Source organism: Natrialba swarupiae (genome assembly GCF_008245225.1).
In the GTDB taxonomy this organism is placed as follows: domain Archaea; phylum Halobacteriota; class Halobacteria; order Halobacteriales; family Natrialbaceae; genus Natrarchaeobius; species Natrarchaeobius swarupiae.
Genome location: NZ_VTAW01000001.1, coordinates 171349 through 186592, shown reverse-complemented (window position 1 = coordinate 186592; position 15244 = coordinate 171349). Strand labels below are relative to the sequence as shown.

The following is a 15244-nucleotide window of genomic DNA, read 5'->3' as shown; positions in this document are numbered from 1 at the left end:
TTGCTCCAGGGAAGCGGACCGCCACCGCGACAGGCCGGCGGTCGTGAGATTCATGCTCCCGGAGACACAAGGGGGCTGTATGAACAGACGGAACAAGTTCATCGCGGTGATCTTCGCCGTCCTCATGGCGACGTCGATGATCGCGATGCCCGCGATGCATCTCTTCTAGTCGGGTCCGCGCTCGTCGGCGTACAGCGCGACCCTCACGAGTGTACTCTCCAGTCCGCATTGACGGGTGTACTGGGAGCCATCGAATCGGCTACACTGCGGTTCTGTGTCGTCAGCGTTCCTCGTCGATCACCTCCACCTCGAGCGGCTCGGTGTCGATCACGACGCGGTAGCCGGCGTACGCAAAGCGGACGGTGACGGCCGCGTCCGACTCGATCACCGCGGTCAGCGCGCCGGGGTCGACGACCTCGTACAGCGGCGGCAACGCCGTTCGGTCACACTCATCACGGGCCGCGACACGTGTGAGTACCGTTGAAATAGCTGGATGCATCGTGATCGTCGGGAAGGTGGATGATTCTCGCGGCGAACGTCGACTCACAATCGGGACAGGTGACCGGTCCGTCGGTCGTCGTCGCGCGGAGGTCGGTTCCGCAATCGCAGTGAATGGTTATTCTCGAGGCCATGTTTCTCTGCTCTATAGACCCCGACGCGGCGGAACGCAACCCAGCGACAAACCGGATGCAACGCTCCTGGTCCGGCGGGACGTCGGCACATCTTTATTTCGCCAACGTCAATGATGGATTGCTCCCGCGACGCGGGGGCGGTGTTACGAGCCGGAGTGCTTGTTGGACGCTTGCCACTCCGGCTCAGCGCACTTTCGTGCGCATTCATTGGGTACGCAATCATCCGTAAAGAACGTTAGGATACTGACCGGTTGGACCGGTTGTGCCAGAGGCGAGAGACGGTCATCGCGGTGGTCTTCGCCGTCCTCGTGGCAACGTCGGTGATCGCGATGCCTGCCATGAACCTCTTCTACCACCTTTCGTTCGAAGTAACCAATTCACCGCCGCGGTGGCGCGTGCTGATCCGCGGCGAACAACCAGTGAGAACGCGGCTCGAAGTCACGCGAGGGACGAGCGAGCGAAGCGAGCGAGTCGGCTGGGGAGGCTGTGGAAATCCTCGCCGCCAGTGTAAGCAGCGTACTCCTCGTCGATCTCACGTCGAAATCGATCACCCATCAATCGTCCACCAATACCCGTCGCCACGATAACACACCGTTCCTCGCAATTGCACTCTCGCTCGAGTGCGAGTACGAGTGACAAGTGCGAGCGACGAGTCGATCACACCCACGACGCCGCTTTGCCAGCGACCGCTATCCGTCGGTGTCCCAGACGTCCGCCAGCGGACTCGAGCCCGAGGACCGACGGGATCGACGCCGCGAGCGCCCGCCGCGACCGTCCGACGATCCGGAATCACCGTTTGCGCTGCCTGCACTCGCGCTCGTTCCGGTACTGCGACCCCGTCCGCCTCGAGTCGACGTCGCCTCGAGCGCCGCTCGCGGCTCGAACTCCGGAAGCGACGGCCGTTTCATCCGATCGACCTGGTCGGCGAACCAGTCGGGCATGTCCGTCCGCGCGCGCTCGAAGCAATCGAGCAGGCTCGAGTCCGCGAGGTAGGTCGCCCCGTAGTCGTCGGGGGCACGGATCACGCGGCCGCAGGCCTGGATGACCGTCCGCAGCGCCGACCGGAAGTACCAGGCCCACTGCCCCTCCTCGAGTCGGTGGGCGACGCGGGAGTCGCTGGTATTGAGGAACGGGGCCTTGCAGATGACCTGGAACCGACAGAGGTCCCCTTTGAGATCGAGCGCTTCCTCCATTTTCACCGAGAGAAAGACGTCGGGGTCGTCGCTGGCTTTCCACTCCTCTAAGTCGGCGTCGCGGCCGTCGCGGTCGTGGGTCCGGATCCGGTCGCCGACGCCGAAATCCGCGAGGAGGTCGGCGAGTTGCTCCTGGATGTCGTAGGAGTGAGCGTGGACGAGCCCCTTCTCGTCGGGGTGGGCCTGCATGACCCGGACGATCGTGCGGGCGATCTTCGGGATCGTCTCCCCGCGGTGCTCGTAGGTCATCTTCCCCTGCGTGACGTCGTACAGCGGCCGGTTCTCGACGGGGAACGTGTGCCCGACGTCGACGAGGGCGACGGCCGAGGGCTCGAGGCCGACCTGCCGGCAGAACGCCTCCTTGTTCAAAATCGTCGCCGACAGCAGGGCGAACTTGTTTCCGCGGTCCCAGACGGTGTGGGCGAGGTACTTCTCGGGGTTCATCGGTTTGATCGTCAGCGGGCCGCCCGTGTCGTCCTCGCCTTCTCGATCGTCGCCTTCGCTTCCGTCGCCGTCCCGCCCTCGAGCGCTCCCCGCAGGCTCGGACTGGTCGACGAGCCACGTCGTCGGACTCTCCGGGTCGCGGTAGTCCGAGACGAACCACTCGAGCTCGCCGATGAGCTCCTGGAGGCGGTCGCGCTCGCGGACCTCCGCGGGCGAAAGCGCCTCCTGGGCGAGCAGGTCGTCCTTCCGGCGGCCGCAGGTCTGGGCGAGGTTCTCGGCGTAGCGCACCGCCCGCTCGACGCGGTCGACCTCGGGGACGCGAAGCTCGTCCCAGAACGGTACGGTCCGAGGACCCAACTGGATCGTCGCGTACATTTCGGCCCACTCCGCGAGGCCGTGGGCCTCATCAATCACGACCACATCGCGTCTGCGAAAGACCTCGCTTCCCGCGGTCTGCATGAAGTACGCGAGCGTCATCGCTGCGATTTCGCGGTTCGAGGCGATCGCCCGGTCCGAAAAGTACGGACAGCGGTGTTTGACCGAACAGTCGTAGCCACGTTCGCGGACGCAGGGGGCCTGATTGACCGGCGTGTTTCGCTCCTCCGGGAGGATGCAACTGTAGTTCGACTTCCCGCGGATGACGTTCAGATCCGAGAGCAGGTCGTCCGACGCCACATCGTCCAGTTGTGAGACCTGCGGCGTCGTGTAGTACGCCCCCGACGCTTCACTCGGCTCGGCTTCCTCGACGGTCCGGGCACAGCCGGCGACGGCTCGAGCGAGCAGGGACTTGCCACTCCCCGTCGGCGCGCGCACGAGGACGACGTCGTTGCCGGCCGCGAAGGCGTCTCGAATGTCTCGGAGGGCCTGCTCCTGGTTCCCGCGGTAGGTCGGCGCGGGAAACGCCTCGAAGATCCGCTCGGGGTTCACCGTTCGAGTCACGGCGCGGTCACACCCTAAAGGCTACGGACCGCCACGCTGGAAGGGACCGGCTACCCGGCGGTAGCCGGCCGATTACAAACACCGAATCGCGCCATAGATCTACTGCGGAAGGGTCGCTCAGCGGGAGAGCACCGCGGTGCCCTCCGGGTCCGCGGCGGCATCACTGCCTCGTGGCGTTCGAATCCCACCCCTTCCGCTCCAGTGTCGTCTCTCGACACGCCATCCAGCCCTGTCACCCCATCCTCGTCACCACTCCCCGACCTCGTCACGCCGTCCATCCTCGTCACCCAACTCGTTCCTGTCACCCAGCACCTACGCAAGCGTGACCGTATTCGACGTCGCTGGTGTCGTCCTCGGTCGTCCTCGAGCGAAGAGAGCGGTCACTCCGCGAGCCGAGAGGTTTCCTCGTCGACCTGCTCGAGTCGGTCGACGTCCGCGGCAGTCGGATCGTCCGGGAGTGCCCCAATGCAGGGATAACACAGCAAGTGTGAGGTCCCGTCTTCGAACTCCAGTGTCATCGCGGTGCCGTCGCTGCCGTCGTCCTCGCCGAAGGTCCAGATGTTGGCGATACCGCCGGCGAGCGACACCGATCGGCCACAGCCGTCACAGGAGTCCGTTGCCATAGCCGGACGTCGGTTCCGAACGGTGAAAGTCGTTGTCCCACGAACGAGTCGAGTTCCGGGCGACTCGACGCCGATCCGTGCCGGTCAGTCCTCCCTCGAAAGCGAGCGAGCGTCGCCGGGTCGGTCGAACCGGCCGATAGTATAAATCGATCGACGTGATAGCGACGAGTATGGAGGTGAACTGCGAGGGCTGTGCGGGCTGTTGTCTCGACTGGCGAAGGCTGCTCGAGGACCGAACCTACGATCGTGCCCGCGGATCGATTCGCGACGGGGACGGGAATCGAGATCCGATCGACGACGATCCGAATTTCGTCGCGCTCACCCGCGAGACGGTGCGGACGTACCTCGATCAGGGCGTCGCGGACGCCCTGACGCCACGGTTCTGGGATGCCCGAGACGAGCGCGAAGGCGTCGAGATCGACGGCCGACAGGTGGCCGCAGTCGCCGGTCGTCCGGTCTTCTTCGTCGGCCTCCGAAAACCGCCCAAACCCGTCGCGCCGTTCGGCCGCGAGGAGCCGTCGTGGCTGCCGGCCTGTGTCTTCCTCGATCCGACGACGCTCCAGTGTCGCGTCCACGGCGGCGCGTTGTTTCCCCAGGAGTGTGGTGCCTACCCGGCACACACCCTCACACTTGAGGCGACGACGGAGTGTGGACGCGTCGAGGAGACCTTCGGCGGCGACCGCCTGCTCGATGTGAGCGTCACGAAGGACCTCGATGGACTGGTGCTCGGCAACGCGGCGATCGGCGAGAAGCTCTTCTGTCACCCCCAACCGGCGGCACTCGAGGGCACCATCGAGCGACTGGCGTCGGGAACGACGACCGCCGAGGACCGCGCGGAGACGATCGCCGTCGCGGCCGCCTCGAGTCCCGGGACGGTCGCGATTTCGGACCACCACTACGAACGGGCCAGGGAGCGAGCGCTCGAGACGGTGAATGGTGGATCACCGGGAGAAGACGACCGCGATAGTCGACGCGAGTCGTGGATCGGTCCCGCGATCGCCGAGTGGCAGCAGCGTCGGGCGAACGCGGACGAACCGGTACCGTCGCCGAGGGTCGCAGCCGACGTCGAGGTCGCTCGCGGTGCACCGGAGACGCCGGGATGGGATGCCCTCGATGACGAGTGAGGTAGTGTCCGACACCTCGAGTCCGACGGCCGTCGATTCGAGAGGAGAAGCCACCGGCTCGCGGCGAGGGGGAACCGACAGAAATCGGGGCTGCAACCACTACTCCGATTTGATCTCCTCGAACTTGTTCAGCAGCGCTTCCGCGGAGTCGCCGGAGTCGTACTCGACCTGGCCGTGATAGATGGTCCGCTCGTCGTCGAAATCCGCATCTACTCTCGAGGCCTGCTGTTCGCGGCGCTCGTGTTCATCTTCGTCATAGGCACCCATTGACATGGTAGGTACACACACTGTAGGACGGTAACGCATATCAATGTAACGGTCCATCAGGTTTCAGCGACGGAAGCAGGTAGAAACGGTGGCGTCTCGCTCGTAACACGTATCCCGACCTACGGCGTAGGTCCGATGTGGCTCAGCCGCTTCGCTTTCGCTATTCGCCCACGGACTGGAGCGAGCAACGCGTTCGACGGAAGATTCTACAGCCGTTGCGGTCGAACATCGGCGCGCAGTCGGTGAGCCCTGAGTTCGATATCGGGGGTAGATGGGAGACGCACCGATTCGAGATGCAAAACGAGGACCTCGCGTTGTTCGCACGAACGGACGGCGAGGCCTACTGGATGGGCAACACGGAGACGCCGTCTGCGCTGTGGAAGACTGACAAGTTCGGCTGGCGGGAGATTCCGTATCGCGTCTCCCGGTGGACCCAGCGGGAGCTGCTCGCGACGCTTCACGAGGAGGACCCCTGGCTCGCCGACTATCCGTACATCTCGTGGTTTTTCCTGCCGGTGTTTATGTCCAAGGACGGCCGCGAGTCGACCCGGTCGTTCTTTCGCGAACACGCCGCTGGCTTCCCCGACGCGGGTCGCCGGGAAACGACGCGCTTTTTCGAGGACTTCCTCTCGACGGGCGTCCTCGACGAGTACAGACACGTCATGGCCGGAAAGCTGGGTACGAGCGATCACGTCGATCGGGTGCGGATGAGCGCCGCGATGGGCGAGTTCGTCGCCGCGAAGATCCTGACCGACGCCGGCTACGACGTCGTTCCCGAGATCGAGGTCACGACCGGCCACTCACTCGACTTCCGCGCCCGGAACGGTGACACGAACGTCCTCGTCGAAGTGACCCGCCCGCAACCGCCGAAAAACCGTGCGGCGTCGGGCCCCGTCGCCGCAGTCCGCGACACCGCCGAGACGAAAGTCAACGGCCAACTCGCCGAACACGGCGGCGGCGCGGTCCTGTTCGTCGACTGCTCGTCGTTTCGCGACGACACCTGGAACGCCGTCCGCGCCGAACAACCGGACGTCCGTCACCGCCCCGCAGTGGTCTACCGCGCCCGCCCGAACGGTCACGTCGAAGGGTACCGAAAAGGTGCGGTCCCGCTCGAACTCGCCGACGCGCTCGAGTTTCTGGACTGATACGGTTTACTGTCGATCGTTTCCGGTGAGACCGCGACCCGGACGGCGGTCTCACCGGTAAATCGCTACAGTAATCCGTATGACGGCCACTCGGTTTCGAGATCCGGTCGATTGCTCTCCGAGCGGTTTCACCGAACACGAGTGGGTCGCGGTCGGCCTCGTTTCGTCGAACTCGTTGCTCGAGCGAGACGCTACCTACAACCGAGTCCGTGACGGCTTTGTCGCCACGCAGTCGGCCGGACGCCGACTCGAGAAAGAACTGTTCCGTCCCTAGAACGACACGGCGTCGGGCGTGTACGGACTGCCGACCGGAGTCGGATCACGATCGCTGTAGCCGACGCGGCCGATAGCCTTGTCGCTGACCGCAGAGTAGACGGCGAATCGTGCGTCTTCGGGGGAGTGGAAGGTTTCTGACTCGAGGCGAGCGAGTACGTCTTCGACCGTCTCGGTTCCGTTCGGGAGTTCGAGGACGCGGTCCCCGTGTTCCGCCATCAGTTCCTCGGTCGTTGCGGGATACTCGTAGTCGTCGATGACCTCGCCGGTGCCGTTGAGCAGCATTACATCTCTGTCTTGGGTGAACAATGATTATAAACATTGTGCATGTAGGATTACTAGCGCTGGGGTAGGGGTTAGTTTCCTAGTATCCCTCTAGAGACCGAAGCCGGTCGGGAGAGAAACCGCTATACGCCCCCAGCATACAGGTGAGCTATGGCCTACGCCGATCTGCACGTCCACACGACCCGGTCGGACGGCAGTCTGGAACTCGAGGAGGTCCCCGCGGCGGCCGGACGCGCCGGAGTGGACGTCGTCGCCGTAACCGACCACGATCGGGTACAGCCCTTCGACGAGCCACTGATAGAGCGTAAGGGAGTGACGATCGTCCACGGGATCGAACTCCGCGTCGAGGCCGACGACGGGCAGCGCCTCGACTTGCTCGGGTACGGGATCGAGCCGAACGAGGAGGTCACGGCGATAACCGATCGGATTCAAACGAACCGCATCGAGCGCGGACGGGCGATCGTCGACTGCGTCGAGGACCGCCTCGGCGTCGATCTGCGTCTGACCGCGAACGAGGGGTTCGGTCGTCCTCACGTCGCGAGAGCGGTCGACGACCACCCCGACGCCAACTACGACTATCAGGAAGCGTTCGACCACCTCATCGGCTCGGACTGTCCGTGTTTCGTCGCCCGCGAAATCCCCTCGTTCGAGCGCGGACGCGAGGTGCTCTCGGAGGCGGCCGAACTCGTCTCGCTGGCGCATCCGCTTCGGTACGACGACCTCGAGGGGGCACTCGCTCGAGCGACGACGTTAGACGCGGTCGAAGTACACTACCCCTACGACCGTGTGGTCGATCTCGCGCGAGTCGAACAAACGGTCGACCGACACGATCTGCTCGTAACCGGTGGCTCGGACGCTCACGAAGGTACGCTGGGTCTGGCCGGACTCTCGCGGGACGAGTACGACCGACTCGAACTGTCGCAAAGATACCGTCCATCGTAACCGAGAGCGGAGGGTTCAATGTACCCGAGTTCATACGGGGTGGTATGAACTGCCACTACTGCGACCGCACGGCCGCCTTCGCCGCCGAATCCGACGGCGTCAAGGTCGGTCTCTGCGAGGAACATTTCCGCGAGCGGTTGCAGGAACTCGCCGAGAGCGACGGGCTCGAGACGCTCAAGGAGAAAGTCGACGTCGATCGCGCGGAGTAATACGGCCAGTTGTCGTTCGTATAACGCCGTCTTTTCGCGGATTCCGCTGATTAAGCCGTTCGGCCAGCGTCGACGTCGATCGCGTCGACCGGACAGACGTCGACACAGAGCATGCAGTCGATACACTGGGCCTCGTGGGTCGGTTCGGCCTTGCGCTCGCTCTCGGGGTGTCCGGGCGTGTCGACCCACTCGAAGACGTCGACCGGACAGTCCTCGAGACAGGCACCGTCAGCGATACAGAGGTCGTAGTCGACCGCGACGTGGGTCCCGCGGATGCCGAGCTCCTCGGGTTCGTCGACGGGACCCCAGACGGCGACACCGTTTTCTTCACCGACCTGCTCGCGGCTCTCTTGGAACTGTGGATCTATGGCCATTGCTAACAGGTACGGACGGGTGGCGCACACTTAAAAGTACGGACGCTTTTTAAACTCGAGCGAACGGCGTCTCGAGCTAGGTCCTCCTAAATTCGTGTGAAACAGGCGTCTCCGTCCGATCCCGAGATCGCACCGAGATCGGCAGTTTATATACGAGAACGCTCGGCTCGAGATCCGCGGGCAGAGACGCATACGGATTGTCGTCCCGATGGACCGGCGAATCCGCAGACGGGTCGCGGGTTCTGCGGTACCGACAGACAGTAACCCGTATCGCACAGCGCAATTCGACGTCGGATGGGACGAGACGGATCGAGAGCGACGGAGCACCGAGACCGCGGTTACTTACGGCCTCGCAGAGACCTATCCGAGCACGATGGCACGGGTCCGCATCCTCACGACGGGCGGCACGATCGCGAGCACCGCCGACAACGCCGACGAGACCGGGAAAACGCCCACGGTCACGGGCAAGGATCTCGTCGACGCCGTCCCCGAACTCGCCGACCACGCCGCCCTCTCGGTAGAACCGATCTGCCAGCGCTCGGGCTTTCAGATGGACGCCGAGAACGCGACGGGGATCGTCGATGGCGTCGAGGCGGCCGGAGACGTCGACGGGGTCGTCGTCACCCACGGCACCGACACGATGGCCGAGTCGGCCTACTACGTCGACGTCGTCGCCGAGCGCGACCTCCCGGTCGTCTTCACCGGGGCACAGCGGCCGTTCGATCAACTCGGAACCGACGGCCCGTCGAACCTCGAGCTGGCGGTTCGAACCGCCGTCGACGAGCGCTTTCGCGACGCCGGCGGCTCGTATCTCGCGTTCAACGACGCGGTCCACGCCGCCCGCTGGGTCGTCAAATCCCACACGAGCAAACTCGAGACGTTCAGTTCGCCCGGCGCGGGACCGGTCGCGCAGCGAACCCCGGCAGGACTACGACTCCTGCGCGAACCGGGCCGGTACTCGAGTCCGATCCCCGGCGCGCGTCTCGATCCTGACGTCCGCGTCGAGATCGTGACGAACGCGCTGGGAACCGACGGACGCCAGGTCGAACGTGCGCTCTCCGCCGACGCGGTCGACGGCGTCGTCGTCGCCGGGACCGGGCTCGGAAATACGACCGGTGAACTCGGGTCCGCCCTCGAGGCGGCGCTCTCCGCCGACGTTCCCGTGGTGCTCACGTCTCGCTGTTACGAGGGTGAGACCGCCGGATTGTACGGCGGCCCCGGCGGCGGGGAAACGCTCCACGCAGCGGGCGCGATCGGCGGCGGCGACCTCCCGCCCTGGAAGGCACGCGTTCGCACCGTTCTCGCGATCGCCGACGGGGAGTCGGCGTCGGCGATCGAGCGCGTCAGAGCCGCCTTCGAGGACGTGGATCCGTTCGGACGGTCGACGTAACCGATCCGTTTCGGACGTCACCGTCGACGGCCAGCGAGAGTGGCGATAGTAGCCGAGTCACAGAGCGGATGACCGGAACCTACACGACGACCCCGGTCGTTCGTCCAATATGACACGAACCGTCGACGAGCTCCGAAACGAGATCCGACTCGCCGTGGGCAGATACGAGCGCATCGAGTCGACCGCGTTTACGAAAGAATCGCTCGCCGCGATCTGCGAGGCCGTCGGCGACGAGATCGAGACGAACCCGCTCCCGCCGAAGTCACAGATGCGTGCGGGAATCCGCTCGACGATCGGCGAACTGAACGACGATCCGGACGACGCCGACCGTCCGTTCCGAAAGGCCGAACTCGAGATAATCGAATCGGTACTTCGCGAGGATCCGCAGTAGTCGTCCGTCGGTGACGGGCCGCTCACTCCTCCTCGAGTGAGCCGGACGCTTCGAAGGCGTCGCCGTCGTAGGCGAACGTCAGGCGCTCGCCTTCCTCGTAGTCGAACCGGCGAAGCGCGGTTCCGCGATCGGTCTCGACGACGACCCGTTCGACGCCGTCCTCGAACAACGGAAGCGAATTTCGAAGCGCACGGAAGGGGCGTCGTGGAAGCTGTTCGGCGACGAGTCGTTCGTCGACGGCAGTCTCGTCCGAATCGGCTGGGTCTGGTTCGGACTCGAGGCGGGAGACGGTGACCGTCGCCGGCCGCCGGGCGTCCCCGTAGTTCGGCAGTCGGACGACGATTCGATCGCCCTCGTCGTCGATCGCGACGTCGTCTTCGGGTTCGACGACGAGTTTCGGTGCCTCGAGGTCGAAGCGCGCCGCGTACGTCTCCGGGCCCACGCTGTAGCCGACGGCGTACGCGTACTGGCCGCCGCCGAGGTGTCCGACCGTTCGACTGCCCTGCCGGTCGACAGGATCGCCGTCGTAGAGGAACAGTTCCGTCTCGTCGACGTCGCCGGGCTGGACGGAACCCAGTGGAAGCGGAAACTCCCAGGGATCGACCGGGAACCACCGGTCGTCGACGAGTTTGTACAGCCGCCAGTAGTAGGGGTTGCCCGACAGCGACTCGCGGCCGTGGTTGACGAGATCGAACTCGATCTTCGCGGGTGCGGTGACCGATTCTGCACTCGGCTCGAGGAACACCGGCGTCTCCGGGGTCGCATCGTGGTACCACCGGACCTCGTCGTCGGGCTCCGGAAACCCCGGTGGCACCTCCCCGACGAATCGCGAGTCGCCGGCGGGGCCGGGTTCGTCGGTCGGCCAGCAAACGATCTCGAAGGAACCCTCGCGCCAGGAGAACTCGTACCGATTAGCTTCGATCGGTGGCCTGTCGTGGTGGTGGTGTCCCAGCAGGTAGTACTCGCCGACGACCTCTTGCTCGGCGTCGAGCGTGAGCCGGTCGGGGAACCAGTCGTCGCCGACGCGCTCGAGTCGCCACCGGCCGTCGTCGTCGCGGTAGTAGCCCGGTTCCGTCTCGGCGAGTGGATGGTCCGCCGCGGGCGCGAGATAGACGGAGTCGTTGTCCGCGGTTCGTCCCGTCGTCGGGTCGTCGAGGATCAGCAACCGGCGGGGCTGGAACGTCTGTTCGTACGGCCGATCGTTCCTGACGGTCGAAACGAGCGTCGCGGGCGAGTCCGCAGTCGCCGGCTCGGCGAACTCGAGGCGAGCCGAGAGGCCGTCGTCGGTCGAGACGCGACCGCCGACGACGGTGGCGGTGAGCGGGGCCGTCTCGAAGTCGACGGTCGACGGCTCGTCGAACGGGAACGCGCTCTTGCCTGCGTCGGCGTCCGCGTCCTCGTCCGTCGCCGACTCCCCCGGGTCGTCGACCTGAAACGGAGGGCGTTCAGCTTCGGCGTCGGGATCCTCGAGGGCGGAACAGCCGGCGAGGAGGGCGCTTCCGGCGGCGGTCACGAGGAAGTGACGGCGGTTCATATCGGAAAACACGTCGAGGGATCGGCATAAGCTTGCGGTTAGGTGAACTGTTCATGTTACCAGGAAAACGGCCGCGAACACACCGCTTTTGGACGGCCCGTGAGTAGTGCTCGTATGGACCTTACACACCGCCCCCGCCGGCTTCGGCGCGACGGCGTCCGCGGACTCGTCAGCGAGACGAGCCTCGAGCCGAGCGATCTCATCGCCCCCGTCTTCGTCGACGCGACGACGGACGAACGGATTCCGATCGAGTCGATGCCCGGCCACGAGCGCGTCCCGATCGACGAATCGGTCGCCCGCGTCGAAGAGGTGCTCGAGACGGGCGTCGAGGCGGTGATGCTGTTCGGGATTCCGAAATCGAAGGATGCGGAAGGGACGCGGGCCTGGGTCGAAGACGGCGTCGTCCAGGAGGCAACCCGGCGGATCACCGACGAGACCGACGCCTACGTCGTCACGGACGTCTGTCTCTGTGAGTACACCGATCACGGCCACTGCGGACCCCTCGAGGAGGAGTTGCGGGGTGAAACGGACCACGACCACGGCCCCGGCTGTGAGCACGATCCGACGCTGACCGTCGACAACGACGCCACGCTCGAGTCCTTAGAGCGGATCGCGGTCTCCCACGCGGAGGCGGGCGCACACATGGTCGCACCCAGCGGGATGATGGACGGGATGGTCGCCGCGATCAGGAACGGCCTCGACGACGCGGGCTACCAGGAGATGCCGATCATGAGCTACGCCGCGAAGTACGAGAGCGCCTTTTACGGGCCGTTCCGCGATGCGGCGGACGGCGCACCGTCGTTCGGTAATCGGCGACACTACCAGATGGATCCCGCGAACGCCCGCGAGGCGGTGCGGGAGGTCCGCCTCGACGCCGAGCAGGGCGCCGACGTGATGATGGTCAAACCCGCCCTCCCCTACCTCGACATCGTGAGCGCGATTCGCCGGGAGTTCGACCACCCCGTCGCCGCCTACAACGTCTCCGGCGAGTACGCTATGCTCCACGCGGCCGCCGAGAAGGGCTGGCTCGACCTCAAGGCGGTCGCATACGAGTCACTGCTGTCGATCAAGCGGGCCGGCGCGGATCTCATTCTCACCTACTTCGCCGAGGACGTCGCCGAACGACTCGGTTGAGCCGGGTCGAGCTCGGCCGTTTTTGACGAGCGTCCATTCGTCGTTCGCTCCGTCGGTTAGGTGGCAACATCTGCCGCGCGCGAGCAGTCTCCGCTCGAATGCGCGCAGAGTGAGGGATCGAACGGCAATATTCACCGACCATCGGCCGGTTCGTCCGTCTACGAACGTCCAATATATAGCCACAGTATAGAAAGACCGAAAGATGCTCTATCCTTATACACATTATATCAACTCTAGATTTTCACGTTTTCACCTATTACATCCAGTTTTTCGACGTTATCCAACGCTAAGCCTTATATATAACAGGTCCATGCCAGTCAAACGTGATTCAGAACACGAACTACCCTATTATTGGGGAAAGCATGGACGTTTGTCAATCAATACGCGATGATTCGGACGTATCGATGGAGGTGCACCGGTAATGGATCCGTTCGTACTCCAGGCGACCGAAGCTGACCTCGAGTCGCTGGCGACCGGGATGAACCTGATGTGGGCGCTCACTGTAACGTTCCTCATCTTCTTCATGCACGCCGGCTTCGCGATGCTCGAGGCCGGGCAGGTTCGCTCGAAGAACGTGGCGAACCAGTTGACGAAGAACATGCTGACCTGGGCGGTCGGCATCTTCGTCTTCTTCGTGATCGGGATGGGTATCTCGAACAACGTCGGCGCGGCACTCGGCGGCGGCGAGTCGAGCCCTCTGACGATGTTCGGCGAGGGCTCGTTCGACTGGGCGATGTGGCTCTTTAGCGCGGTGTTCGCGATGACCGCCGCCACGATCGTCTCGGGTGCGGTCGCCGGACGCGCGAAGCTTCGCGCGTACGTGACGTACACGTTCGTCCTCGCGGCAGTGATCTACCCGGTCGTCGCGGCGATGGTCTGGTACGCCCCCGGCGGGACGCCGATCCTCGCACAGCTCGGCTTCGCCGACTTCGCGGGCGGCATGGTCGTCCACGGCGTCGGCGGCGTCGCCGGCCTCACGGCGGCCTGGATTCTCGGCGCTCGCATGGACAAGTACAACGAGGACGGGAGCGTCAACATCATCCCCGGCCACTCGATGACCTTCGCCGTTCTCGGGACGCTCATCCTCTGTTTCGGCTGGTTCGGCTTCAACGTCGGAACCGCCGCGACGGTGATCGACACGGCGACGTTCGAACTCGCCGACTTCGACTACGTCGGAAGCGTCGCGATGGTCACCGCCCTCGGCATGGGCCTCGGTGCGCTCGGTGCCTCGGCGGTCTCGCTCGCGATGAACGGGAAAGTCGACACGCTGTACGTCGCAAACGGCATGCTCGCCGGCCTCGTCGGGGTCACCGGTCCGACCGACCTCATCACCCCGATGGGTGCGATCGCGATCGGATTTATCGCCGGCGCACAGCTCCCGATCGTCTTCAAGCTCGTCGACGAAAAGCTCAAGATCGACGACGTCTGTGCGGTGTTCCCGGTCCACGGGACCGCAGGGATGCTCGGCCTGATCCTCTTCCCGCTGTGGTCGATCGAAGGGACGGCCATCGGCAGCGGTCTGGTCGCCGGCGGCATCCTCTCGATCGAAGCCAGCGCGTTCGCACCGCAGATCATCGGCGTCGTCGTCATCACCATCTGGACGGTGCTCGCGACCGCGGCCGTCTGGGGCGCGTTCAAACTGGTCGGCGAGGCTCGAGTCACGCCCGACCACGAACGTGACGGCCTCGACCTCGCCGAACACGGCGTCGACACCTACCCCGAGTTCGGCGGTCCCGACGTGGCGACCGACGGCGGCCACTCTTCGGACGACGTCATCCGTACGGACGGCGGTGAGCGACTCGATGAGTCGCGGTCCTCGTCGGAGCTTCGATCCGACGGCGGCGAGCCGAACGACGGCGAGATCAAGATGATCACCGCGATCGTTCGTCCCGACCGTCTCGGCGCGATCAAAAAGTCACTCGCGAAAGTCGGTGCGCCGTCGCTGACGGTCACTAACGTCTCCGGACGTGGCTCCCAGCCCGCCAAGAAAGGACAGTGGCGCGGCGAGGAGTACACGGTCGACCTCCACCAGAAGGTCAAAATCGAGTGCGTCGTCGCCGACGTGCCGGCCGAAGAGGTCGTCGACGCGATCGCCGACGCCGCCAACACCGGCGAACCCGGCGATGGCAAGATCTTCGTCCTCCCGATCGAGGACGCCTACCAGGTCCGAACCGGAAAGACCGGCCAGGACGCAGTTTAAGACGACACGGTCGGTAACGACTCGAGCGAGGTCTCGAACTCGGCGGGCTATCCGACGCCGTCCATCGTCCCCATCCGGTCGACCGAGCTGGGTCGTCGATCGGACCTCGGTACTACTTTGGCTCCCGAAGCCGAACGCCCTCCAC

The 15244-nt window shown here is 64.9% G+C and carries 16 protein-coding genes and 1 tRNA gene; 10 read left to right on the top strand and 7 right to left on the bottom strand.

Annotated features, from left to right (window positions below):
• Window positions 1–280: 280 nt before the first annotated feature.
• Window positions 281–499, bottom strand: coding sequence for a HalOD1 output domain-containing protein (locus FYC77_RS00905; RefSeq protein ID WP_149079620.1), 219 nt, complete (start codon window positions 497–499; stop codon window positions 281–283).
• A gap of 822 nt (window positions 500–1321) precedes the next feature.
• Window positions 1322–3196, bottom strand: a complete 1875-nt coding sequence (locus tag FYC77_RS00895) for a helicase C-terminal domain-containing protein (RefSeq protein WP_149079828.1) — start codon at window positions 3194–3196, stop codon at window positions 1322–1324.
• Between the two features lie 118 nt (window positions 3197–3314).
• On the opposite strand from FYC77_RS00895, the gene FYC77_RS00890 reads away from it, so the two are divergent.
• Window positions 3315–3404: transfer RNA gene (locus tag FYC77_RS00890), tRNA-OTHER, on the top strand.
• Window positions 3405–3588: 184 nt separating this feature from the next.
• Here the strand turns inward: FYC77_RS00890 and FYC77_RS00885 are convergent.
• Entirely contained in the window at window positions 3589–3831 is a 243-nt protein-coding gene (locus tag FYC77_RS00885) for a DUF7561 family protein (RefSeq protein ID WP_149079618.1), read from the bottom strand.
• A gap of 170 nt (window positions 3832–4001) precedes the next feature.
• Here FYC77_RS00885 and FYC77_RS00880 point away from each other — a divergent pair, with 170 nt between their 5' ends.
• Window positions 4002–4955: a YkgJ family cysteine cluster protein gene (locus tag FYC77_RS00880; protein WP_149079617.1), complete on the top strand. Its 954-nt coding sequence runs from the start codon at window positions 4002–4004 to the stop codon at window positions 4953–4955.
• Window positions 4956–5054: 99 nt separating this feature from the next.
• Here the strand turns inward: FYC77_RS00880 and FYC77_RS20285 are convergent, their stop codons facing one another.
• The gene (locus FYC77_RS20285) at window positions 5055–5228 is read right to left on the bottom strand and encodes a DUF5786 family protein (protein WP_200840425.1); all 174 of its coding nucleotides are present in this window, start codon (window positions 5226–5228) and stop codon (window positions 5055–5057) included.
• A gap of 131 nt (window positions 5229–5359) precedes the next feature.
• Between FYC77_RS20285 and FYC77_RS00875 the strand changes: the two genes are divergently transcribed.
• Both FYC77_RS00875 and FYC77_RS00870 read left to right on the top strand, forming a co-directional pair.
• Complete coding sequence (locus tag FYC77_RS00875; RefSeq protein ID WP_149079616.1) at window positions 5360–6367, top strand: DUF5784 family protein; 1008 nt, start codon at window positions 5360–5362, stop codon at window positions 6365–6367.
• Between the two features lie 79 nt (window positions 6368–6446).
• Window positions 6447–6641 carry a hypothetical protein gene (locus FYC77_RS00870; protein WP_149079615.1) on the top strand — a complete coding sequence of 65 codons (195 nt, stop codon included), beginning with the start codon at window positions 6447–6449 and terminating at the stop codon, window positions 6639–6641.
• Here the strand turns inward: FYC77_RS00870 and FYC77_RS00865 are convergent.
• The gene (locus FYC77_RS00865) at window positions 6638–6925 is read right to left on the bottom strand and encodes a DUF5789 family protein (protein WP_149079614.1); all 288 of its coding nucleotides are present in this window, start codon (window positions 6923–6925) and stop codon (window positions 6638–6640) included. The two genes, FYC77_RS00870 and FYC77_RS00865, sit on opposite strands and share 4 nt — an antisense overlap.
• Window positions 6926–7075: 150 nt before the next feature.
• On the opposite strand from FYC77_RS00865, the gene FYC77_RS00860 reads away from it, so the two are divergent.
• Window positions 7076–7867: a PHP domain-containing protein gene (locus FYC77_RS00860; protein ID WP_149079613.1), complete on the top strand. Its 792-nt coding sequence runs from the start codon at window positions 7076–7078 to the stop codon at window positions 7865–7867.
• Window positions 7868–7911: 44 nt separating this feature from the next.
• Window positions 7912–8076 (top strand): DUF6757 family protein, encoded by a 165-nt coding sequence (locus tag FYC77_RS20280; RefSeq protein ID WP_165875282.1) that lies wholly within the window; start codon window positions 7912–7914, stop codon window positions 8074–8076.
• A gap of 50 nt (window positions 8077–8126) precedes the next feature.
• On the opposite strand, the gene FYC77_RS00855 is transcribed toward FYC77_RS20280, so the two are convergent.
• Window positions 8127–8450, bottom strand: coding sequence for a 4Fe-4S dicluster domain-containing protein (locus tag FYC77_RS00855; RefSeq protein ID WP_149079612.1), 324 nt, complete (start codon window positions 8448–8450; stop codon window positions 8127–8129).
• A 373-nt stretch (window positions 8451–8823) separates the two neighbouring features.
• On the opposite strand from FYC77_RS00855, the gene FYC77_RS00850 reads away from it, so the two are divergent.
• Complete coding sequence (locus FYC77_RS00850; protein WP_149079611.1) at window positions 8824–9840, top strand: asparaginase; 1017 nt, start codon at window positions 8824–8826, stop codon at window positions 9838–9840.
• Between the two features lie 109 nt (window positions 9841–9949).
• Window positions 9950–10231 (top strand): hypothetical protein, encoded by a 282-nt coding sequence (locus FYC77_RS00845; protein ID WP_149079610.1) that lies wholly within the window; start codon window positions 9950–9952, stop codon window positions 10229–10231.
• 22 nt (window positions 10232–10253) lie between these two features.
• Here FYC77_RS00845 and FYC77_RS00840 read toward each other — a convergent pair whose 3' ends face one another.
• On the bottom strand, window positions 10254–11765 hold the full coding sequence (locus FYC77_RS00840; RefSeq protein WP_149079609.1) for a hypothetical protein: 1512 nt from the start codon (window positions 11763–11765) through the stop codon (window positions 10254–10256).
• A 114-nt stretch (window positions 11766–11879) separates the two neighbouring features.
• Here FYC77_RS00840 and hemB point away from each other — a divergent pair, with 114 nt between their 5' ends.
• Entirely contained in the window at window positions 11880–12899 is a 1020-nt protein-coding gene (hemB, locus tag FYC77_RS00835) for a porphobilinogen synthase (RefSeq protein WP_149079608.1), read from the top strand.
• A 421-nt stretch (window positions 12900–13320) separates the two neighbouring features.
• Window positions 13321–15099, top strand: a complete 1779-nt coding sequence (locus FYC77_RS00830; protein WP_149079607.1) for an ammonium transporter — start codon at window positions 13321–13323, stop codon at window positions 15097–15099.
• Window positions 15100–15244 lie beyond the last annotated feature (145 nt).